Genomic DNA, 24,956 nt, shown 5'->3' with positions numbered 1-24,956 from the left:
TTCAAACTCACCACACAATACTCGCATAGCGACGGGTTATCAAAATCTTTATTGAAATGAATAAAAATTTAGGGGTAAACTCTCACAAGAATCAGGAATACCCCTTGATGCATTTCCATCTGCACTTTCGCATGACGAACAACGTTAATCGTATTGTGAAACAGTTTTATTGTCCGCTTTATTGTCTACTTGTGTTTGGAAAAGCTCTTCTATCTGCTGTGCACTCTTATAGTGAGCATAAAGCACTCTGTTACTCTCATCAGCTTCACTTACATAGTACAAGGCAGCGTCCACTTGGTCTACACTTATGCCTCGCAATGTAGCCCAAATTTCACGATACATATCTATTTGCAACAACTTCTCATCGCGTTCTTGAGCAGTTAAAGGCTTATGCCCTGTTTTCCAGTCAATAATCGTGTAGGAAATTGTTGTGTTATTCTCGCGCGCATGTTGAGAAATTGGTGAATCGTCCAGCACTTGTCCTGCAAAAACAGCATCGATAATGCCAACAACGGTCTGCCCTGTAGAACGCACTGCATAAGCAAATGGAACTTCTGTTCCCACACAGTCTTGCGGATCAAAAACACTGCTGATTAACCGCTGTTTCCAGTCATGCATCTGTTTATCTAAAGCGCTGTCTGGCTGCTCAGTCGCTACCTCTTCACACATAGAAGCACGTAGCTGCGCAAAATCATCGTCCCTCTCCTGCTCAGGAGTAAAGTATCGTTGAGCAAAAGCATGGAAAACAGTACCTAAAGTAGCGGCCGACAGCTGAGCATTACTCTCATAAACTGCGCGTGATGGCACAGGTCTCATAATAGCGCGAGCGCGTTGAAGCTGTTGGAACGCAGACGATGTATTACTCTGTTCTCCCAGCTCGCGCTGTACTGCGGTAACTGAGGTATTGCGTGATAACTGAATACGCTTGGCTTGAGCAATAAGTTGATCGTCTGAACTTGGCTTATTGTGTGCGTTCTGTTGATTGCCAGTTGCTTCAACCTGAGCGCTGTGCACATATCCTAAAGTGCTGATAGTTTCATGCACACGCACGGCTGTATCAAGCAGACTCGTCGCACTCTTGTGCTGCTCGGCGTGTGCGTTCGTCTGCTCACCAGCATCGTCCAGCGAGCGCGTATGTGTATGCTGCTCAACAGCTTGTTTTGTACGTTCCAGAGTCTGTCCTATTGCACTATTCAGCATGCGAGGATGCATATAAAGCTCGCCCTCCGTGCGCTGCTGTGCAGAGCAAGCGGCTTCCAAAGCATTGTAAACAGTTTCATGCGCATAATAATCTGCTAAATCTCCCACGAAAAAACCGTATGGAGTATTATCAAATTCAAAGTTCTGAGCTAAGCTGCTCGCTTCTATCTTCGTATCTCTCCACTGTTCATCGCCTAAAGTTTCGGAAGCGAGATACTCATGGCATTCTGCAAGGAAGATAGAAATACCGTTCATATTTTCAATATTTTGCTGGGTTTTCGGATCTCCCTGACCTTGCGGAGTAAAACGGACAGGTGCAAACGCATCGAGCGCGTCTGACTCCTTCTCTACATACCCGAGCATAATGGCATCTCGTTTAGCGCGAGTGAGGGCAACGTATGCTAAACGACGTTCATCTTCCAACACAGTTTGAGCGCTTTCCTCACGAATACTCATCTTTTCGCTCAGCTCTTCGCGCTTTGGTAGACGAATCTGATTATAAACAAGTTTTTCTAAAACGGCTGCGTTTGGAATGAACTGATTAAATTCTGTAGCATCTGCAAAATGAGAGACAGCATCTTTATCGCTGCGCACAGGATTTGGCACTGCAGAAGGATCAGAGAGCCACGTTTTCGCGGACGCATCATATTGACCGAAAGGAACAGGACCTTCAGGCAATGCCTGCTCTATTTTGAGACCACTGCCTTGGCTAGAAGGGAAACTGTTTTGTTCCATTGAAGGAATAATCACACTATCCCATTCCAAACCTTTGGCGTGGTGAATAGTACATATAATAATGTCTGCATTATCTGAACCAATAATTGTTGGATTCTTTGGTAAAGCAGAGCCCTTCTGATTATGAAGCCATGCGAGAAAACCCGACAGACTTTCGCTTTGCCCATCTATCAGCTCGTCAGCATAGGTATGCGCTAAGTCTACTAAAGTGTCGATACTGGAGAGTGCAGCAGCTTCCTTAGTCAGTTTTTTCGCTCGAGACATTGCATATGCTACTGCAATATCAATATCTAATCCTAGTTCTTCGCCAGCAACTCGTATGCACTTCTCCACCCCCATATTCTGGGCAGCTTCTACCTTACGCAACATGGCAGCACATTGACTAACGCGAGTTCGAGCGCGCTCACTGCCGTGGAAATGGGTGTCGAGAATCCATGAGAGATTATCGCTTAACAACACATCTACCAAAGTCATGATTACTGGCGTATCGTGATTGCGAGAAGATACTTCCTGCTGATGCAAGCCAACATGTGCGGCTAAACGCTCAGAAATAGACGTATTATAGGCGGATGCAGCACGCGAAAGGGACTGCAAATCCTCGGTTGTCAACGCATAGCGAGTGCTAGCAAGCAGATTGACTAAAGCTGTAGATTCTGCATGATTGCTCACACAGTTAAGCACATACAGCATGTCTTGTGCATCTGGACGGTCAAGAACACTGTTGATGCCATCGACCTGCACGGTTAAACCAGCTTCAGTAAGCGCTTGCGCATATTGCGCCATATGAGTTTTAGCGCGCATCAGAACAGCAACATAAGGACCCGCTTGAGCCTTCTGACCGCGAGCAATGCGCTGATTATTTTCGCTTTTACTGCGTTCGATTGCAGCCTTTGCATAGCGCACTACCCCGTCTATTTCTTGACGTTTCGTATGGTATATGAGGGCGGCGAAGCTGCCTTGGCGTTCGGAGGTTTGCCTTCTCTCTGAATCTACGTTTTTCGTGTGCTGTGGGGTTTGGGTTGCGCTGTGTGATGCTTGGCTTTCGGCGCGCTGCGATTCCTGGCTTTCGGCGCGCGTCTCAGCGGATTTTGCGCTCTGCGGCGTGAAAACGGATAGCTTTTTGACGTCCACCTCATGCAAAGCGATGCTGCCTTCACGGTTATACACATCTTTATGACCGATACGTAGCGGATTGGTGAGCATATTCGCCATATCGAGCACAATGAGAGGATTGCGCATACTGGCACTTAAAGACAATGGCGATGGGGCTTGTGTGGCTCGTAGGAAGTTCACGAAAGCGCCTGGGGCTGCGCCACGCCATGCATAGATGGCCTGATACGGGTCTCCTACTGCAGTGAGAGCACTCGCAGATGGTGCGTGAACACCTTGTGGTGCGAAAAGGCGGGCTATGAGGTTGGCTTGAACAGTTGAAGAATCCTGATATTCGTCAAGAAAGACGTGAGTAAATCGGGAGCGATAATACTGCCCAATCCAAGGGAAACGTTCCACTAATTGCATAGCTGCAATCGTAAAATCTGCGAACTGTGCCACATGTAATTCTTGTTTTTTCTGGTGAAACAGTTTCACATATTTGAGCAATAGTGAGCGTCTACTTGTATTTTTTCGTAAATCTACGAGAAGGTATGCAAGATAATCACGGCTCTTCTCATCAATCCACTTTTGAAAACCTCTTTCAGTTTTCGCTCCAGATAATTTGACCTTCTCACCGAAATTAGGAAGATCTTTTTCCGCGGGGTACTCGTTATCAATAATCCCATTGATGTGCTCAATAAACGCACTATCCCAGCTCTCTACACGTTCAACAGCCTCATCAATACTCGTGCAATCAGAATCAATCATGCTAGCGCTAATAGCATCCGATAAACTCAAAACTTCAGAAACAAATGTCCCGTATGACCCTATATCTTCAGTGTCATCGTCTAAATCAGTGCTTTCTGCATCTTCTATAGCCGTTAACGCCTCACGAATATGTTCCTGAATAACGCTATCGATAAGCTGATATGTTCCAGCTTCACTCAGCGGAACAGTCTGAGGATCCATTCCCACAAGCAAACCGAATTGACGCACAATCGACTGGAAAAATGCATCGTACGTATAGACTTCGGGCTTAAGAAATGCAGAATCTGCATCAGTTTCCTCATCTTGGCGTGTATGAGCGCGGTGAACATAAACCTGGGAAGATACGCGCGTGAGCAGTTCTGTTGCAGCAGCCTTCGTAAATGTTAAACCTAAAATTTTCTCAGGAGATACGCCCTGCTTAATCAGCGCAATAATACGCTGGGTCATGGTAAAAGTTTTTCCCGATCCAGCTCCTGCCACAATCAGCATACTGGCGTAAGTATCTGCCGAAATAACAGCATTCTGCTCAGGAGTATATGTAATCTCTGTCATGCTAGCCACTCCTCCATAACCGAAATATCTCCTCCTGCACACGCCGAACATACATGCTTAAAGTTGCAGTACTGTACCTTGTGTATTGATCGCGGACCATCTAAAAGAACAACATTAGATTGCAAAACCGCGGCAGCATAAAAAATACGTGCCACCAAGCTCAGCGAGATAAGAGTGCGATCTACAGCTTTCTCTTCCATTTCTTTTTCTACGCGCTCTTTTACTTCCGCACGCCATGCATCCATAGCATCAGGATCAACCAGAATACTTGACGTATCGCTCATCATGCCCCAATGACTTGTATTATAAGAACGTGTTGCAACCTCATAGCCCAGATGTCCATTGACAAATAATGCGGGCTGATACTTTCCAAAAGCTTCGTGTCGAGTTACAGCTGGAGAATTTTCATGCTTCACATCAAAAAGAACAGACATGGCAATATTGGGAGCCTTGTCGAAAATCTGCGCTCGCTGCTCGTCAGTCGTGTGCTCCTGCTGGTCAAAAAGTATGCCAAGCTGATAACATGCTAACTGCAGATTACTAAACTGCTGTGTAATATTATGAGGCTTCGCAACTGTTTTATAATCCACAAGATACATAAGGTCTCGCCCATTATCTTGACCATGCCATTCCACACGATCAATAACACCTTTTAATCGCACAGTCGTGTTATAATCAAAACCTTCAGGCATGCCGTCGACCAGCATACGTATAAGTTCTTCGAACTCTTCTCGATTTATATGCGGACGGTCAGGAATAGCATTATAAGCAAAACGTATATCTTCCAATGTAATATCCGCACAGAAAGCCTTCTCTGCTTCTGCATGTTCAATAGGCATATACGGTGGATGGAATTCTGTTTTGCTTGCCAACCCTGCTAAACCTTCTGTATGCGCATGCACAAAATACGTAGCAATATTATTTAGGATTGACTCAGCTAGTTTATCGTTATTGATTTCCTTCAGATAAGCATCTGCAACGTTATCAATATTAGGCTCTGTTTTCAGCCGCGTATACTGCTCCATCATGATGCTAGTTATAGCGTCTATAACTGCTTCATCTGAGCCAAGCTCCTTCAACTTTCGAGCGTAGAACTCCTTACTATCACACTGCTGTTCTTCGCTCGCCCACTGGGCGATGGTATGAATAAGAGTACCGAAAGACGAGGCCGCTGTGGAAGCCGTTGGACCTCCAAAACGGTTCTCCAAACGATAACAAATAGGGCATCCCCACAGTTTTTCTACGCTTGACGGAGATAAATTAACGGTTTCGCCCTTACTAAAGTTTGGTAGCTCAACTGCTTCTTCAGCATCAGTAAAAGCCCATTGTTCAGGAACAGCACTGCGATACCCCTTATTACGCGCATAACTAAGAGTATCTAAAGCATCACGTCCGCGCTCGCTTAAACCTTCGGGATTGTCTGCAAGCTCTTCGCTCAGAATAACGCGAGCTTGACGAATAACATCCGTCATGGTTGTGCTAACCAGAGTATCGTGATTTTCCGAACCGCTGGTAGCAAGCTGGACGAGAGGAACGTCTGTAAAGTTTGCTTTATCTAAAGCATCAACGCGAGGGAAACGTTCAGGAGCATAGGTATAGAGAAAATCAGATGGAGAGGTTTCATCATTCCATACTGCACTCATATGAACAACAGACTGAGCGCGCGTAAGAGATACTAAGAAACTGCGTTTCTCGGTGTGTAACACTTCAATCATGCGGTCATGAGGAGATTGATGCAGCCGTCCCGTCATAATAATTTCTGCTAAATTATCTGCTCCGAGCATGGTATTACGCAATGTAAGATTTGGCCATACTCCAGCTTGAATGCTTGGCATCCACACCTGTTCCCACTGAGCACCCGCAGTAGACGCCGGCGTAGTTACCGTAACTGCTTCATCTAGCGGTGCTAAATGAGCCAAAGAATCCGCAGAAATATCTAAATTACGCACGCGCTCTATAAACGCATCTATACCGACTGATGAAGCTTTCTGATTCGCATAATCAAACAAGCGCATGGCTCCATCCAACCACTCGTTATAGCGTAATCGTTGGGAGAAGTCCGAAAAATCAAGAGCTTTTATCTGCCACTGGTCAGAGACATCAGCAGCATCCCATGCTGCCCACAAAATCGCAATAATATCGTAAACGCTCGCACTCTCTACTGCCTCACGCACAGCATCTATCATGCGTATCAAGCGTTTCAAGCACTTCATATCATTGGAATACTGCGAATCCATAGCTTCGAGAAGACTGAGAATCTCGGCACGCACACCATGCGCATCCGTCACAATCAAAGTCCCTAATGCCGAAGCATGCAATTCTTCGTTCCGCCCCTGCCCATCATGCGCACACACACTATCCCATGCTTCACGTACAGCCGAAAAATCATAGTCCACCTGCACTTGCGCAGTCGAAGCTGCATGAATCAGCGTGCTCACTGCCTCAAGTAAAGCGTTCACATGCGAAAGATTCATCGGTTTATTATCGTCACCAACAGCAAACGGACTAGAAGCAAACTGACGCATCAACTGTCCAACGCGACGATTAAGCATATCAACAGAACCAGCAAACCCAGCAACCGCAACAATCCCAGCAGATCCAGCCGAATCAGCCAAATCAACAGAATCAACAGACAAGCGAGCTAACTCGATAGCAGCGAACAAGCCCACAGTAACCGGATCTTCTCCAAGCGGCTTCGTAATAGAGGAAAATCGCACAGGAATGCCCTCATCTTGCAGACGTCGGCCAAAAGCGCGAGCCGTAGCATTATCGTGCACAATAATTGCCATAGAGTTCCACGAAGGCTTCGGAGTGCGCATTCGTTCACGCATAATCTGTTTGAGAATATAACTCATCTCATCGCGTGGTGATCGGAAAATATGCGTGTGCACCGAAGAATCTTGAGAATCTTGTGTATTCTGAGCATTTTCGTCAAAAATATCGCTCAAGCGATTTATGGAATCAGGGAACTTATGCACACGCTGAGTCAAAGGAATATCTGTGGAGTATGTGGCAGGAATATTCAAAGCAACACGCGAAGCAATACGTGTTTTATAGTCCATGTCTTCTACGCTTGGCACACTGCTAAGCAAATCAATGCGCTGAGCCTGGAAACAAGCGAAATCAGGTGCTAAGAACAGATGCGCTTGCTCTGATTCCTCATTATCCACTTGCGTTTCACACACACGATTGAAGAAAAACTCTCCAAAAGCGCCACGGAAACCCAGCACGGATTCATCTGGATTTCCCAAGAAAATAATACTTGCTCCCGCCTTATACAGTTCCTGCAGAAGGAACATAGCAGCCAAAGTAAGCTCTTGAGCATCGTCCACCACTATAAATCGCGGATAATGCAAGTTTTCTGAACCATCATGATTGCGAACTGTTAATGCCGCTTCGCGCAACAATCTCGAAGAATCAAAACGCAACTGGTCTGAATATTGTTCTTGAACCAGCTGAGCATATTCCTTACGCAAAGCATATGATAGCTCAATTTGTGTGTGAGCATGGCTGAGAGCACTGGCAGACATCACTTCAGTTGAGGTAGAAGATAGAGCTTGGAGGATTTTGTCTTCCATTGTGTGCGAAGCTCCCAGCTCATTCATGCGGGCGAACATATCGCGCAATTGCAACAGGAATGTAGGGGTTATATAGCTTTCAAAAAGGCTGACCGTATCGCGCGTTGCGACTGAGTGACGCGTTACGTCCGCGTCACACATATCGCGCGTTGCAACCGTATGATTACTTTCTTCACTGCCATGAGCAGCTGAATCTCCCAAAAAATACGAGCGTAACAACATGCAGGTTGAACATAATTCACCCAACCGAGCATGTTCAATATGAGCATCCAAAACAGAGCGAAGTGAAGCAGTTTGTTCAGCTCCGTTCAGCAGCTTAGGAGCAGGACCTCCGACAAGAAGCTGACGCTCCTCAATAATACGGAAAGCTAAAGCGCTTAACGTCGTAGCTAAACGGCGCTGTCCCAGAACGGTCAGACGTGTAATTAAAGCGCGGTTTGCATCGTCTGCAACTAAACGATTAGTAACAATATGGCTCACTTTATCGGAACCATACAGTTCAATAGCATGGGCAGTTAGATCGAGAGCCAAGCTCGTTTTACCACTTCGAGGCGCACCAGTAATTAACCATGCGCGCGCATGGCTCGCAGCATCTTGACCGCTATGACTGCTTTCTACCTGCTCCCTCATCTGCGCTGACACCGTTACATATGCTTGTTCCGGTGAAACTCTGGCCATGTCTACCCCACTTACCGTGAATTAAATCTCTACTTCGACGAGCTCTACGCCATTTTCGCGTAATATATCGCAGGCGGCAATGCCCTGTTCTGGACTTACTGGCTCACTTAAATTCGTTAATACACGGGTTTCAAAGCCTAAACGACGAGCATCAAGAGCTGTTTCCTTCACACAGTGAGACAATGCTAATCCACACACATCAACCTCAGAAATAGATGCAGCGCGTAAAGCATTTTCTAGGGTGCGTCCAGCAGATTCAGCAGCCTCGACTGCTTCGCGACTTTCTACGGCATTATTATTATCTTCTATACCTTCGAAACCCGAATATGCTGCGCTATACTGACCCTTCTTAAAATGGCGAGTAATTCCGAGATATTGAATATCTTGATGCAGCGCTGCATGATCACTACCTGCTACTCCATGAGGAGGCCACGTATCAATAAAATCAGGTGTTTTACTAAAATGATTGCCCGGCTCAATATGCCAATCCTGAGTGGTAGCGAGGAATGTATAGTCCTCTCGATGCGCGCGCACATACTGAGCAATACGCTCAGCTACCGCATTCCCGCCTTGTACAGGCAGTTCCCCACCTTCGCAAAATGTTGGTTGCACGTCCACAATAATTAATGCACGCATGAATCTCCTTCGAACCTCATTTTCTCACTTCTTTATTGTAATCACTATGTATGATGGACTGCCGTACTCATAACCGCCGCACTCATAATTTCCAGAAGAACAACCGCACTTGCCATAGAGCCGTCATGACTGGCAGATATATGGCATCGCACACTTTGCCCAGCACTTACAAGGCCACGATTTCTCAAACTCGCATACAATTTCTCCTGCACGTCGTCTGTTATATATACAGAAGGTCTGCGAAGCGAATCGCTAACAATTTCAACAGATGCCCAGGGGAAGTCCTCAATAGTATACGGCATTATTAGTTCAGGACTTAGCGCATGCGACCATGCTTTAAGAAAAGCTTCTTTTCCAGCCCAACGCACAGCCAGATGACGTGCGTAATCATCTTTACTACCGCCACGCATGCGACATTGCAAACGCTCACGTGAAGAAAAAAGCTGTTCAAAACGTGTTCCCGGCTGCTGCACTTGCTCACTAAATGCTACACAATCAACAATGTCATGCCCCATACCCGCAATACAAGCCATACTCTCCACACCGTCTAAACACGTCATAGGAGTAAATGTAGCACTGATGACCTAAAGAATTTGCATCTATCTCATCTCTCGTCACCCGCCACCCAACAGATAAAAACCAACCTCATCCCCGTCTGATCCCTATCTCAACCCAGTAAAACCGCTATTCGTCATGCACCCGTCTGCCACTGCATACCGGGACAAAGCCAATCACAGGATTTTAGCTTAACTCGGTTGAATATGCGCGTTATCTAGCGGTGTTACTTTTCGTGCATCACACGCTTGACTAAAACAGGTTACCGAGCCTGCTCTGCAGACAATAATCGAAAGACTCAAGCTTTCGTATTTTTGTTGCATCGCACACAGTCAAAAAACACGGACGACCACAGACTGCTACTTTCAGGGGTTTGACTGCTGTGAGAGAGAACACGTTTAACACGTCATCAGATACAACATGCGGATTGACAGAACTTAGATGTGTACACACTTTCCAAAGGGGTAAAACATAGCACGAATCATGCTGTGTTCTAGCATTCCATGATTCACACACAAACGAGGACTTCATTCACCCCTAAAACAGGACGCCAGCGTTGTTAGCGTTCCACGCTACCAACTGTCACGCACTCCTGAGCGCTCATTTCACCGTAATTATGGACGTGAGCGTTGTGTGCGTGTATCGCTAGCAACTTTCAGGAACGCAAAAGAGCTAATATCACCTGAAAATCGGACGCCAACGTCGTTAGCGTTCAGCGCTCACAATGCTGACGAACCTGTAGCCCTATTTTTGAATCAGATTCAGACTCCAGCATTGTCAGCACGCCACGCTCACAGCCTCCACGCACATGCAACCGAAAAACCTACACAAGTCTGCCAACCCCGCTAAGTCCGTCAAGCTCGACGAAACCCCACCACTAAATCCAGGAATTTTAGCAAAAGTATATATAGCTGCAATGCACACGTATAACGGCACAATAATTCCAAAAGTCATAAAAATGCCTGGCCAATGCATCCATACCCACAGCGTAATTGCAAAAAAAACAATAATGCACACAGATGAGAGAGGTCGCGCAATACTCATAGCAATGCTCATACGCACAATCCGCCATGTATTCTCTTGAAAATGCGCGCGAATAAGCCAACTCATGATGGCAAACAGCCAGTAGAACATATTTACCACAAGAAGAACACCTGATACCGCCACTGTAAAAAGATGACCAAAGTTATGCGTTTGCACCAGATAATAGTCCCATCCAAGAAAAAGACCTATCATCACTTGCATCCATCCAAAAAGATTCGCTGCACCACAATCTGTTTTCCATACGTCGTGAAAAACTGTCCACGCTGTGCGCCACGTCCACCGGTCATCATCATCGAGAAACCATGTGCGTATCGTAGCGTACGTTGCCGCTAAAGATGGAAAGAAACCAGCAATAATCAAGCCCATCAGCGTATGAATCAGAAAACACATATGCAGAACAAAAAGTATCCATATTATTCTGCATCGTTTTTCGTATCCTAGTGCAGATTCACGTATAGCAATCACTGCTATCCTTTAATTGCACCAATCATCACTCCTTTATTGAAGTACTTTTGCAAGAACGGATAAATAATCAACAAAGGAAGAGTAGATACAATAATCACGCCGAATTTAATTTGATCAGCAAAGTTCTGAGATTCCAAAGCACTCATAGAAGCCGCGCCTTGCTGGGTTTGGTTAGAAAGCAAAATCATCTGCAAAATATTTTGCAAAGGCTGTTTATCTAAATCACGAATATAAATTAAACCCGTAAAGTAGTCATTCCAATGCCCAACAAAATAATACAAACCGATAACAGCAACTATTGCTCCAGACAGAGGAAGAACAACGCGCATAAAATACCCAAAATAATGTAATCCATCAACCTGAGCAGCGTCATACAGTTCTTCCGGAATAGAAGTTTCAAAGAAGGAACGCGTAATAATCATGTTATAAACATTGAAAGCGCCAGGAATAATAAATACCCACATAGTATCGAGAATACCTAAATCTTTCATCAGAAGATAGCTCGGAATAAGCCCTTCTCCAAAACATCATATAAAAACAATGTTGTAAGAAAAGATAACAACTTTTTCACATAAACACGATATACATGTGGGGTCTAACCAGATTCTGATTAGACCCCACACGCAACTAATCTAAATTATTTTACTTCTCGAAGTATCCGCTCTCACCTAAGCGAGCTTGAGGATTGAGCAGCATAGCCTTCTCTACTTCGTGAGCATTGTATCCGCGCTTATCCTCGTGATAACGACGGTTATCAATCTGCTCGAAGAGACTTACCTGACCACGCATAGCCTTCTCCAAGTGCTGATGACCAGCAGCCAAACGAGCGTTCGCACGGCTCTTCCACCGCTCTACTGCGTCCTCGCCTGCAGTGTTGCGCACTGCTGCTTCGAAAGCACCCGGATGAACAACAGCAACAAAACCAGACACGTGACCGAAGCCCAAGGACGTAATCAAACCAGCCTTAATATCGTGCTCATGACCGATATGCAGTGGCTTGGTGAACCACACCATGTGATCATCGCGTTCCAAAGCAGAATCTACAACATCCAAAGATGCATTGGCAGGAATAATTCCCGTGCGGAATACATCGGTTAAGCCGTGCATCTGGAAGATTGCAGCACCACCCTTAGCGTGACCAGTCAGACTCTTCTGCGAAATCACATACAGAGGGTTGCCCTCACTGCGCCCAATCGCCCTCGCCACAGTATTGTGCAGTTCAGACTCGTTTGGATCGTTGGCGTTGGTGGAGGTATCGTGCTTGGACACCACGGCGATGTCGTCTGCAGACACACCCAACTGAGCCAAGTCGCGTACGAGCTGAGAATGCTCGCCACCCTGAGCTGCCGCCAAAGCACCCAAACCTGGAGCTGGAATCGAGGTGTGAGCACCGTCTGCGAAGGAGCGAACGTAAGCAATCACACCAGCAACTGGCAGACCGAGCTTCAACGCGATGTCACCGCGAGTCATCAAAACGGTACCACCACCCTGTGCTTCCACGAAGCCGCCGCGGCGACGATCGTTTGCACGGGAGAAGAAGCGAGCTTCAATACCCTTGTCGTACATCTCCTGCGAGTTTGCTGTAGCGTTCATGTAGCCGAAACCGTTCACAGATTCGGTACCAATATCGTCAATAGCACCAGCTACCACGAAATCAGCCTTGCCCAACTTAATCTTGTCGAAGCCTTCTTCGACAGATACTGCTGCGGTTGCGCATGCAGATACTGGCTGAATCATGTTGCCGTAACCACCAATGTAGGACTGCATCACATGAGCGGCAACCACATTTGGCAAAGCTTCCTGCAGAATATCGCTTGGATAATCCTTGTTCAGGTAGCGATCCAAGTAGAGCTTGCGCATAGACGACATACCACCAAAGCCTGTGCCCTGCGTGCTGGCCACCTGCGATGGGTGAATCGACTGCAAAATCTCTGCCGGTGTGAAGCCTGCAGAAATAAAGGCATCTACAGCTGTCACAATATTCCACAGTGCAATCTGATCCACATCTCCCACCATGGAGCTTGGAATACCCCAACGAGTTGGGTCGAAGCCTTCTGGGAACTGACCACCTACTGTGCGTGTCATGGTTGTGCGGCGTGGAACGTGAACGGAAGCACCTTGTATGCGGGTAACAATCCACTCGCCATTTTCTTCATCAAACACAATGCTAGTATGTGTTTCGTCTGCATCCACATATTCACGCGCGGTCTTCTCATCAGCCACAGCGAAACTAATGTCGTGGTCGAGGAAGACTTCAGCAGCATCTTCATTCGTTCCGTGAGTAAAATCATTGCCCATACCGTCATCGAATGGTCGAATACCGCTTCGAGCCACAACCTCGTCATGGAAGCGTTCGTAAATATCTCCTTCTGGAACAATATTGCCGTCCACATCGTACCAGCCTGGTTCTGGAGCGTCTGCCCAAGAAATCAAGCCCATATTCCATGCTAATTCAAGAACACCAGTGGAATTCAAATCAACAGAACCATCGGAGTGAATACCCAATTCAGCTTGAACACGGGTGCGGCCAAAGCCCCAAGGACCCAACTCACCAATATTCACAATCACCACTTCATCTTCAGGGCGAGCGCTTACCTGCGTCCAATCCGAAGCATGAGAAGCAGTCTGAGTTGGAATTTCTGGCGTTGGCAGAGCCTTAATCACAGTACCTTGTGCGCTCTGCGCAGTCTCAGAAGCAGCGTCTTGAGCAGCACGAGCCATAGCTTCTTCGCGCAGTTCAGTAATATTGAGTGGCTCATTACCTAAGCCACCGGTCAAGTCCACGCTCAGTGGAGACTGAGCTGCCAAACGACGTGCTTCTGGAGTGGACAGATTGATAAGTTCTTCTGCCATCTCAGCTGTGGTGTAGGTGCGTACTCCGCGTGATTCAACAACTTCTACGAGTGGATCATTTCCACCCATAAGACCAGTTCCACGAACCCAACCAATACGAGGATGAGCAAAGGTTACGTGCTGTGACCAATCAGTTTCTGCATGTGCACGCGTTACGATGGCGTCGAAAGCAGACTTCACTTCACCATATGCACCGTCACCGCCGAAAATACCGCGGTTTGGAGAACCTGGCAAAACAACGTGCAAACGATGAGCCACATTTGTTTCGGTGCCCAGTGGAGCAAATCCTGCAATAGCACGCTCCACACCCCACAGCATCAGACGAGCTTGAGATTCGAAGAGCTCACCCGAATCAGCCAACGTACCGTGTACTGGAGGAGCTGCGAATGGGAAGAACAATGTTGGGCCCAACGCTGGTTTCACCACAGTTGTAGTTGCACCATGTGTTTCCTTCTGCTCAGTGCCCACCCACTGTACAAGAGCATCCACATCGCGGAAGCTCGACAAGTTTGCTGGTACGAGCCACAGTTGTGCGCCAGCAACTGCATGCGTACGATATACATCCTTCGCCCACTGCTTAACGCTTGGCTTAAAGCTGTGGCTGGTTGCAATAACTGTTGCACCACCTGCGAGCAGAGCTGCCACTACTTCACCTGCAATTGAGTGAGAAGACACGCCCGTTACTACTGCTACATCCGATGCAAACTGAGCATGTGCAGCATCTAGAGCTGAGCTGGCACGCTGAGCAATCTGCTTGAATGCGTCTGCCAGCTGACCGTTGCCATCTGCTTGAGCACGCTGAGCATACCATGCTGCTTGAGCAGCAAGAGCAGAACCTGCACCTTCGAATGCATGAGAAGCATACGACATATCTGCCTGAGCATACATATGTGCCAAATCTTCGCGAGCGCTTGCCCAGCGATCATCAATCAACATAGCTTTACGAGCGTCAAAGCGAGGCTCTACCTGCTTTACCCAGTTACGACCCAGCTCAGTTTCTACTGCTTCAATAACAGCAGCGTTTTCATCGCTGTGAAGTGCAGCTGGTTCAGGGGTAGCGCCAATCTGCTGCAAAAAAAAGCGAGCAGTTTGAGCCAAAACGCCGTTCTCGCCGGTCAGTTTGTCAGCAAACTCGTTCAAAGCAGCAGAATCAACTACTGCTCCAGCAGAACCTGCTCCTGCGCTAGCCATTGCTACTGTTACGCCTCGAGAGGCTGCTACTTCTTGTACAGCAGCGTCAATCAGAGCGTCTGCTCCGGCTGCATTAGAAACAGCTTCGGTTGGTAAGCTAGCCAAATCACCGCCGCGAGAGCTAGAACCTTCGCGCGTATTTAGCACGATATCTGCTGTAACGGCAGATACCCAGCCATCGCCTAAGCCCCATGCTCCGTTAACGCGCTTAGCAATCTGTGTTGGTTTTACGCCTGCAGCGCCGAACAGTGCGTGCAAACGTTCACGCACAGCATCGCTCAAAACTGGACCGAAAGCCTTATAGTGAGGAGCTGCTACATTAACAATACCGTACAGCGAGCCGACGGTTGCTTCTGCCGCACCTTCTACGCTGGCTACAGACAGTTCAGAGCTAATATCCATAAGCAGCTGATTGCGCTTGGATGATACACCGTTCGTTAAGCTGTCGGTTGTATCTGTGTCTCCAATTTGTTCTGGACGCAGTTTTGCACTGTATGCGAGCAGTGTAGCGATAGCATCAGATGCTGTGAAAGTAATATCTTCTGCAGGTGCGGCTCCCGCAGCAGCTACAGGCGCGGAAGGAACAGAAGGAACAGAAGGAGCGGCAGCTACCGGAGCAGCAGAAGCAGGAGTAGGAGTTTCCTCTACTGGAGCAGCGCTCTTAATAAGGGAGTCAGCGTCGTTATCAGTCAGATATACGCGAGCTTCATCGCGACCTACGTTATATACGGTTGTTTGTAAGTGAGCAAACTGAGGCAGCTTCAAAGTGCGCGCACCCATATTCGCCAAAGTTGGAGCGTTACCCAAGCCAACTTCAACATAATTGTCTACTCCCAAACCGCCAAGCTCACGAGGAGTAAAGAGCAAAGCCTGAGTTTCAATCCAACGCACAGGAGAAGCAAACTGCCAGCTGAGCAGCTCAGTTAAGAGCAAACGTCCGAGCTTTTGGTCATCAGCAGCATACTCGTTCCACACAGCATCATCATCGAGAGCAGCCTGCAAACGCTCAGAAGGCACAACCTCAAGAATTGAGCGAGCGAAGTCCTTCGTCATCTCGAATGGACGAGCTACAAGGTTAGGAATATAGCGGCCTTCCAAAATGGAGTAGTCAATGTGTGCTGGCAGCAGAGCATCTAGCTTATCGCGGAACTCTGGCACGCCTGAACGTAACTTTGAGGAATGGAATGGCACATCAATTCCTGGAACGTACATGAATGGACGCTTACCACCTGCAGCCTGAGCACGAGCTGAAGCATCGCGGTTGAGGTATTCCAAACCGGCGATAGTTCCAGCAATAGCGTACTGGGATCCAGCCAGATTGTAGTTCACAATCTCCAAGAATTCACCAGACTCCTTCGCCACACCCGCAATGTAATCCTTCACCGTCGCATCGGTAACGCCGAATTGGTTTGGTCGCAACGCTCCCATGCGATAGTTGGAACGACCCTTCGCATCACGTTCAATGAGGTGATGCATAGCCGAACCGCGATGGAAGACGAGTTCTACCACAGTTTCCAAAGGAATAATCTGGGCAAAAGCACCCAAAGCATTGTATTCACCTAAGGAGTGTCCAGCGAAGTATGCAGGCTCAAAGGTTACTCCTGCTTCGCGCATGCGAGCGCTCTGAGCAAAAGCTACGGTAGCCAAAGCCACCTGCGTAAACTGCGTCAAGTTGAGCAAACCTTCAGGATGACGATATGTTACGCCCTTTGCCGTCAATTCGGTTGGGTTATCGCGTACCATAGCCAAAATGGAGAATCCAAGCTTGTCGCGCGTTACTTTATCTGCACGTTCCCACACATCGCGAGCTGCTGGTGAGGATGCACGCTCATCAAGCACCATGCCTTGACTTTGCACACCCTGGCCAGGATACACATATGCGCTTTCTGGAGTGCGCACAATAGCCGTTCCCACAGAAACAATTTCTTTGTTCACACGGCTGGTTACTTCGAGAACTAAGCCACCGCGACGCACCTTGCCCACGCGCTCAATAGAAATTTCTACTTCATCATTGAGCTGTACCATGCCATACATGGTGTAGGTCCAGCCTTCAATCTCCCAATGAGCACCCTTGCTATCAGTGCTTTGCACAGCATGCTGAGCTGTTGCAGACAACCACATGCCGTGAACAAGCGGAGCAGTCAAACCACTCACACGAGCACCTCGCACGGATGTGTGAATTGGGTTAAAGTCACCAGAAGTGCGAGCAAAAGCGGTCATATCGTCTGGAGCTGTTACATTCACGCGACGCAATAGGCGGCGAGGAGTTTCTTCTACCTCTCCTTCTACCCCACCATAAGCTGGCACGGTTACAGGCAAAGCGCTGGAGTATGCGCGTCCGCGAATTGCAAAACGCTCAACTTCGTCTGCCAGCACTGTTCCTTCTTCTGTGGTGTGCTGCACGTGAATGGTCACCACACGTCCAGATGCCGATTCAGCGTATTGTTCTGCCCAACTGGTCAAGTGAATAGTTTCACCGGTATGAGAAAGCAGTTCGCCTTCACTTACGCGCAATGCCATCATATGATCCAAATGAACTGCATTGAGCAGACCTTCAATAATTGGCATTGTGCCAATATATACGGAGCCAAGAGCAGCATAAATTGCTGGCCATGCTGGTCCCACCAAAGCATCTGGAGCAATAACACTGGTTACCAGATCGCTTGGTAACGCGCCACCTGTTGCTGCCTGATGGTCGAAACCGAGGTTTGCACTCAAGGTGTAGGAGCTGTGAGCGGTACCGAATGGTCGCTGAGCCTTCTGTTCTTCACTCGATGGCACAATCTGAGGCATTGCTTCGAGCTTATCGCCTGTAATAGCAGTATTTCCAATACCTGCAGCGGCTGCAAGCATAGTGTAAACATGCTGAGATAAACGCTCACCATCCACAATTGGCATACGTCCAGGCTGCGATGGGTTCATATTCAAAGGCACCACAATATCGCGCACTGCATGCTTGCTCAATCCGCCATCTGGATCGTTATCCCAGAAAGTATCGAGATGAATATCTAAGTCAAACTGGAGCCAACCGTCTTTCTTGCCTACTGGCTTAATCTCGTAGTAACCATCGCTTTCCACAGACTGGTAGGCAGGGTTATCCATCACATGACCTACCCACGAGATGGTTGGAGCTTGGCGAATAAAGTCTTCTGGGCTATCAGAATCAGCCAATCCTGAGTAGGCGTTGCGCGCATCATCCGTCTTTTCAGCGGCAACACGGTTAATGCATGCGTTTTCAAAGCGACCTAAAATATCAGCAATTGGTTCATCTTTAGTGGTAATACCTGCCACAGAAACTGGTCCAGGAATAATACGCACAGAATCAGCGCTGTATCGAGCGTCTTCTGACTGCCACAGCTGATCTTGACCCCACCAGTGCAATAAATCACCATCAATAACTGGAACGAATGGCATTGGCTTTGGATATTCACGGCACAAGCGTGGAAGCCAAGCAGCATCAGTAGCGCTAACCTTCATATCTGCTGCCTGTGGGTATGCTTCTACCAAGCGCTCAATAGCTGCAGCTGGTTCGCGCACATCATCTACGCCAGCAAAAATAGACTCAAACTCACCATGATCCATATCAATAGTTCGTGCCTCTACGCGCTGGAGTAAATGCAAGAAACGATCCACATAGGTTGAGTCTGCCCATGGGTAGCTCAAGTCAGCAAAACGCTGCACCATCTCAAGGTAGGTCATCTCCTCTACCTCACCAAAGAATGGCTTAGACGTTTTATTAATAGCCTCAATAATCTCGTCACGGCGCGTTACAAGCTCTTCAGGGTTCTTATCAACGTGTGCAATCAAACGTCCTGCTTGAGCAGAAGAGTTTTCAATCTCATAAATATCTGCATGCAAATGAGACAGACCAGAGGCAACTCCACCCACATGTCCGCCTGCTGGAACCCAACTTTCTCCGCGAGGAGCGAAAGGAGCATCGTTCTTCTCAAACTCGGTAATACCAGGAGTTTGAACAAGGAAATCCTTCACCTGTGGGCTGGTATGTGCTTCCTTCGCTGTCATAGCAGCAGTGCCAACAAGCACACCGTCTACTGGCATTGATGGCATATCGTATGCATGAGACCAGCTACCCGAAATATAATCTGCAGCACGCTCAGGTGCGCCAATACCGCCACCCACAATAAGCACAATATTGTTATTTTCACGCACACGAGCATAGGTGTTGAGCAGCAAATCATCCAAGCTTTCCCATGAATGATGACCGCCTGCAATACCGCCTTCAACCTCCATAAGAATCTTGGTTTCTGGAACAGCCTGAGCAATGCGAATAACCTGCTTAATCTGGTCCACAGTTCCTGGCTTAAAGCCCACATATGGGAAGCCATCAGCCTGCAGGTTGTGGATTAAGTCAACGGCTTCCTCAAATTCAGGAATGCCTGCAGAAATAATCACACCATCAATAGGAGCGCCAGAAGCACGCTTCTTCGACACAATACGCTGAGAACCAAACTGCAGTCCCCACAAATAACGATCCATAAACATGGTGTTAAATTCAATTGTGCGACCTTCTTCGAGAAGCTGCTCTAAATCAGCCATATGAGCGTCGAACACAGCTTCAGTTACCTGACCGCCGCCAGCCATTTCTGCCCAGTAACCAGCATTTGCTGCGGCTGCAACCAGTTCAGCATCTACTGTGGTTGGCGTCATACCTGCCAACAAAATAGGAGCGCGACCTGTTAAGCGAGTAAAGGATGTTACCACCTGCTTACCGCGACCGGTTTCAATAACTTCTGGTGCAAAATCAACCCAATTGGTAGTGCGCTCATACTCAGTGCCCTCAGTAATAAGAGCTACTCGATCTTCTGCTGTAGCAGCGCTAATCACGCCAGCACCAGTACCATCAATAAGAGCAGTAGCCAGCTTACCAATAGTAGAGCCAGGACCCATATCAACGAGCCATAACTGAGCAGCATCCACGCCTTCAGAGCGCACAATAGAGTCAATATCTGCAGCCCAATCAACTGGATCTACTAATACTTGCTGAGCCAAAGTGCGAGCGCTGTTCACATCCAAACCACACGCCTGTGCCCAAGTTACGACCTGCTCAACAGCATCAGCCATTAATGGGCTATGGAATGGAACAGATACTTCCAAATATTCCATCTGAGGATTGAAAACGCTACCGCCGCGCACTTTAGCCGAGCGCAAAGCGTCCTGATGATTATGTTCACGCTGTACTTGTTCGAAAACGGTCTGCAAATCGCTTGGATATCCAGACAATACCCAGTGGCTAGCAGAGTTCTTCACGGCCACAGACAATGGACCGCGAGCATTCTTTACGCGAGCAATCAGCGCGTCAATCTGTTCACGGGTAGCGCCCTTCACAGAAAGCATTTCGGTGGCTTCGCTGGCACTGTTCATATGAGCGTCACTAGCTGTGCGTGCAGCTGCTAGCCCAATCAAACGCGCAATAGCAAGCAAAGCAGCCAGTTTCTCGTCTGCCTCGTCTTGGCTCAGCGTTCCTGCTTGAGCGGCAGCAAGTACGCGCACAAGCTCCACAGCAATAACACCCTGAGAATGACCATGAACAGAAACAAGCGTTTTTGAGTTGAGATTAATACCCAAATCCATCATATCGAGCACAACACCAAGTTGAGAGGCAGCAATACCTGGCACAGAAACCTGAGCTTGAGCTGCTACTCCAAGTACAGGAGAGGAGCTTGCATAACTAAGCACATCAATACGACGACCTGCAATAGCGAGCGCGTCTGCTGCTACTGGGCTGATTAGCGTTTGAGAAGCGTCAACCACGCGCGCAACACGTTCAAAGATATGAGCGTTCTGAGATAAATCATGTAGAGCTGTGGTCCATGGTGTAGATTGTCCGCCAAAGAGCAGAGCAAAAGCTTCTGTTTCTACACGCTTCATCCATGATTGAGACATTATTATTCCTTTGTTTCTATCTTTTTCGAGTTATAAAAGTCTGTAAATTTTGTTTAGAGAGGCTGATTACCATGACGGCGATGATGAGGACGTTCTGCTTTTTTATCAGACAGGAGAACGAGAGATTTTTCAATCATGTCTCGGGTTTGAGCAGGATCAATCATGGCGTCTATCTCCCCTTTTTCGAGCGATAGATTTGCGTTGACTGTGCTGTCCTCGTACTGCGCAACCAGTTGAACACGCAGAACGTCTACATCGTCCCCGTTATCGCGCGCTTTACGCAGCTCTTTACGGTGAATAATATTGACTGCTCCTCGAGCGCCGAGCACAGCAATTTGCGAGTTTGGCCATGCAAAATTGAAATCTGCACCCATTGATTTCGAACCCATCACAATATATGCGCCACCAAATGCTTTACGCATAATAATGGTAATCAAAGGCACTTGTGCATTCGCGTAAGCGTAAATAACTTTAGCTCCACGGCGAATAATTCCAGCATGTTCTTGATCGCTTCCTGGCTTATAGCCTGGCACATCGACCAAAGTGATAACTGGCAAGTTAAATGCATCGCATAAGCGCACAAAGCGAGCTAATTTTTCTGAAGAATCAACGTCTAAAATGCCCGCGCGCACTGCTGGTTGATTAGCCACAATACCTACGCTTTGTCCTTTAATACAGGCGAAACCGATGACTACTGACGGAGCGAATAGTTCGTGCACTTCAAGGAACTCACCATAATCAACGAGGCAGTGAATAACATCAACCACATCATAAGGTTGACGATCATTATCTGGCACAATCGTGCCGATACGTTTAGCTGCATCATCTTCTGCATGACCGTTAGAATACGGGTACACAGGAGGTTTTTCATCACAACTATTTGGTAAGTATGCCAAAACGGTGCGCACATAATCAATGGCATCGGCTTCATCTTCGCCTAAATAATGTGCTACGCCTGATTGCGCGTTATGCACATAACCGCCACCCAAATCATCCATAGAAATGCGCTCGCCGGTAGCTTCTTTTACAACTTCTGGACCGGTAACGAACATATATGAGTTTTCTTTGGTCATCACAATCATGTCGGTTAATGCTGGGCAATACACAGCCCCACCCGCACATGGCCCCAAAATCAGCGAAATCTGAGGTATATACCCCGAAGCCTCACACGTCTTTTTGAAAATGCGGCCATACTGGGTAAGCGCAGTTACGCCTTCCTGAATTCGAGCTCCACCCGAATCAATCAAAGCAATAACAGGAACCTTCATATCCATAGCCATATCCAGCAGGTGGCAGATTTTCTCACCCTCAGCCTCACCCATGGTGCCGCCGCGCACAGAGAAATCTTGCGCATAAACTCCCACTTTACGCCCGCGAATCATGCCAAAACCAGTCACAACCGCGCTGCCGGCCACACCCTTATTAATATTGCCGCCTGCGAATCGACCAATCTCCATAAAAGTGTTGGAGTCAAACAATAAGTCGAGACGCTCGCGAGCCGTGTATTTTCCTTTAGGATGCTGACGTGCGCGCGCATGGTCTTCGCTATCGTACGCCAATTGTGCTGCACGGCGAATTTCCGTGCGCAATGGCTGATGCGAATCTCCGGCAATAATCGATGACGATGCCCATGCCAAGGAATCTAAGCTTGCAGAATTAACCATTTACTTCTCCTCCTTGTTTGCCGATTTGTCGCTTGCGCCTGAGATCGCTACTGAGCTTGCACCTGAGACTGCGACTGAGCTTGCACCTAAGTTCGCGCCTTCTCCAACCGCACCATCTTTGCTCTCCTCATTGTCGCCAGACTCTGCACTCTTGTTCGCAGCATTCATATCGACCTTGAGCAAAGATTCTCCCGCGTCAACGCCATCTGCTGGCCCCACGTAGATTTCTGAAATTGTGCCGGCGATAGGAGAGTACACGTAGTTTTCCATCTTCATAGATTCGAGAACCACAAGCAGATCACCCTTAGCCACTTGCTGGCTCACAGCCACATTCACACGTGTGACCACAGCCTGCATAGGTGCTTTAATTTCACCATTAGAACCAACTAAGCTACCGTGAGTATTCTCACTACTCGATGCCGTGATGTTCAAACCAGCACCACGCAAAGGCTGTGTCTTGCGGTTTGCAATAGGCCTATGCGATGTCGATACAGCAGCAATCACATAATCTGGTACGGAAATCTTCATGCGACGGTCATCTACTTCCACCACAAAGGTGGTGTTATGCACATCGCGAGAACTTCCAATCTGGGAATTTGCACGCATAGAACCAAGTTCGCTTGGCTCCACAGAATTGACCGAACGGTCAAGCACACTATGTGGCTGACCTGCACGTGTAGCCTTGGCGTGCTCATTCATAAAGGTGTTTTCCAACCACTTGGTAGTCACATTAAACTGCGCGGAACGTCCTTTAGCTGTAAAATCATCATGCGCAAAAATCTCGTCATACAAAGCAATCGGAGTTGGCACGCCTTCTAACTGAAACTCAGAAATCGCACGATGCACACGAGCAATAGCCATATCGCGCGTTGCTGCCGTCACAATAATCTTGCCCATCATGGAATCATATTTTGGAGAAATAGTATCTCCCTGAGCCACACCAAAATCAACGCGAATACCAGGACCTAAAGGCAGAGCAATCTTCTCAATAACTCCCGAACCTGGAGTTAAGTTTTTCTCAGGGTCTTCGCTGGTAATACGCAATTCAAAGCTATGTCCGCGCATTTTATCTGGAACAGTTAAAGAACCGCCAGATGCAATCGTCAGCTGCTCACGGACCAAATCAATACCGCATACTTCTTCCGAAACGGTATGTTCCACTTGCAAACGAGGGTTTACTTCCAAGAAGTACACGTCATCATGAGGGGTAACCATAAACTCACAGGTTCCTAAACCCTCGTAACCAGCAGTATCGAACAAACGTTGCGAAAAAACGCGCAGTTTTTCTTCTACTACATCACTCAAAAACGGTGCAGGAGCTTCTTCAATCAACTTTTGATTGCGGCGCTGAACCGAGCAGTCACGTGTAGAATACACAGTAAAAGTGCCGAAAGAATCACGTCCGCACTGTGTTTCCACGTGTCGAGCTTCGCTAACGAACTTCTCAATAAAATACTTATCGAGGTCGCCGCCTTGCAAAGAGTCATGACTCATAAAGAAGGTACGCAAATCGTCTTCTGTGCGCACCACAGTAATACCGCGGCCGCCACCGCCATCAGCACGTTTCATCATCGCTGGGTAACCATGCTCATCGCAGAAAGAAATCAGCGTATGCACATCGCTTACAGGATCAGAAATTCCAGGAACAGGAGTTACCTGCGCACGTTCAGCAAAACGGCGAGCAATAATTTTATCACCCAAATCGTCAAGAACTTCTGGACGAGGTCCCACCCACACAATGTCTGCGTCCAATACTTTCTGAGCAAAAGTAGAGTTTTCCGACAAAAATCCATATCCAGGATGAATTGCGTCCGCGCCACTGCGCTCACATATGTCCACAATTCGATCCATATTCAAATATGTTTCGTTATATGTATCGCCAGGCAAGTGGAAAGCTTCATCTGCACGGTCCACGTAAGGAGCGTTGCGATCTTGATCAGAATAGATTGCCACAGTGGCAATACCCATTTCGCGCGCGGTACGAATAACGCGCAGGGCAATTTCACCGCGATTAGCAATTAAGAGTTTTTTCATTATGTCC

The 24,956-nt window shown here is 47.7% G+C and carries 8 protein-coding genes and 1 pseudogene; all 9 read right to left on the bottom strand.

Translation table 11 applies throughout. From position 1 onward, the window contains the following. Positions 1-144 precede the first annotated feature (144 nt). The 9 genes and pseudogenes from HMPREF2909_RS08990 to HMPREF2909_RS00515 all read right to left on the bottom strand — a co-directional run bounded on the left by HMPREF2909_RS08990 (position 145) and on the right by HMPREF2909_RS00515 (position 24,949). A complete protein-coding gene (locus HMPREF2909_RS08990) occupies positions 145-4,347 on the bottom strand; it encodes a UvrD-helicase domain-containing protein (RefSeq protein ID WP_071414836.1) in 4,203 nt (1,400 codons plus the stop codon). Then, positions 4,344-8,603: a PD-(D/E)XK nuclease family protein gene (locus HMPREF2909_RS00550; protein WP_084797175.1), complete on the bottom strand. Its 4,260-nt coding sequence runs from the start codon at positions 8,601-8,603 to the stop codon at positions 4,344-4,346. The genes HMPREF2909_RS08990 and HMPREF2909_RS00550 overlap by 4 nt, the downstream gene beginning before the upstream one ends. A gap of 21 nt (positions 8,604-8,624) precedes the next feature. Beyond that, a complete protein-coding gene (locus HMPREF2909_RS00545; RefSeq protein ID WP_022856771.1) occupies positions 8,625-9,239 on the bottom strand; it encodes an isochorismatase family protein in 615 nt (204 codons plus the stop codon). A gap of 44 nt (positions 9,240-9,283) precedes the next feature. After that, positions 9,284-9,799 (bottom strand): holo-ACP synthase, encoded by a 516-nt coding sequence (locus HMPREF2909_RS00540; RefSeq protein ID WP_246815488.1) that lies wholly within the window; start codon positions 9,797-9,799, stop codon positions 9,284-9,286. Positions 9,800-10,571: 772 nt separating this feature from the next. Then, positions 10,572-11,303 (bottom strand): YesL family protein, encoded by a 732-nt coding sequence (locus HMPREF2909_RS00535; protein ID WP_256375675.1) that lies wholly within the window; start codon positions 11,301-11,303, stop codon positions 10,572-10,574. Positions 11,304-11,305: 2 nt separating this feature from the next. Continuing rightward, positions 11,306-11,827, bottom strand: a pseudogene (locus HMPREF2909_RS00530) (carbohydrate ABC transporter permease); the annotation flags it as partial. A gap of 118 nt (positions 11,828-11,945) precedes the next feature. Beyond that, complete coding sequence (locus HMPREF2909_RS00525) at positions 11,946-21,251, bottom strand: type I polyketide synthase (protein WP_071414832.1); 9,306 nt, start codon at positions 21,249-21,251, stop codon at positions 11,946-11,948. A gap of 53 nt (positions 21,252-21,304) precedes the next feature. Beyond that, a complete protein-coding gene (locus tag HMPREF2909_RS00520) occupies positions 21,305-22,915 on the bottom strand; it encodes an acyl-CoA carboxylase subunit beta (RefSeq protein WP_071414831.1) in 1,611 nt (536 codons plus the stop codon). After that, positions 22,916-24,949 (bottom strand): acetyl/propionyl/methylcrotonyl-CoA carboxylase subunit alpha, encoded by a 2,034-nt coding sequence (locus HMPREF2909_RS00515; protein WP_084797173.1) that lies wholly within the window; start codon positions 24,947-24,949, stop codon positions 22,916-22,918. Positions 24,950-24,956: the final 7 nt, after the last annotated feature.

This window comes from Alloscardovia sp. HMSC034E08 (assembly GCF_001813415.1).
GTDB classification, from domain to species: Bacteria; Actinomycetota; Actinomycetes; order Actinomycetales; family Bifidobacteriaceae; genus Alloscardovia; species Alloscardovia omnicolens.
The sequence above is the reverse complement of the archived record's forward strand: the minus strand, read 5'-3'. Positions and strand labels throughout refer to the sequence as shown.

What these genes read in the sequence shown, in the direction of transcription:
- HMPREF2909_RS00515 (WP_084797173.1), bottom strand. Translation starts at nt 24,949, where the DNA reads ATGAAAAAACTCTTAATTGCTAATCGCGGTGAAATTGCCCTGCGCGTT.
- HMPREF2909_RS00525 (WP_071414832.1), bottom strand. Translation starts at nt 21,251, where the DNA reads ATGTCTCAATCATGGATGAAGCGTGTAGAAACAGAAGCTTTTGCTCTG.
- HMPREF2909_RS00550 (WP_084797175.1), bottom strand. Translation starts at nt 8,603, where the DNA reads ATGGCCAGAGTTTCACCGGAACAAGCATATGTAACGGTGTCAGCGCAG.
- HMPREF2909_RS00540 (WP_246815488.1), bottom strand. Translation starts at nt 9,799, where the DNA reads ATGACGTGTTTAGACGGTGTGGAGAGTATGGCTTGTATTGCGGGTATG.
- HMPREF2909_RS00545 (WP_022856771.1), bottom strand. Translation starts at nt 9,239, where the DNA reads ATGCGTGCATTAATTATTGTGGACGTGCAACCAACATTTTGCGAAGGT.
- HMPREF2909_RS00520 (WP_071414831.1), bottom strand. Translation starts at nt 22,915, where the DNA reads ATGGTTAATTCTGCAAGCTTAGATTCCTTGGCATGGGCATCGTCATCG.
- HMPREF2909_RS08990 (WP_071414836.1), bottom strand. Translation starts at nt 4,347, where the DNA reads ATGACAGAGATTACATATACTCCTGAGCAGAATGCTGTTATTTCGGCA.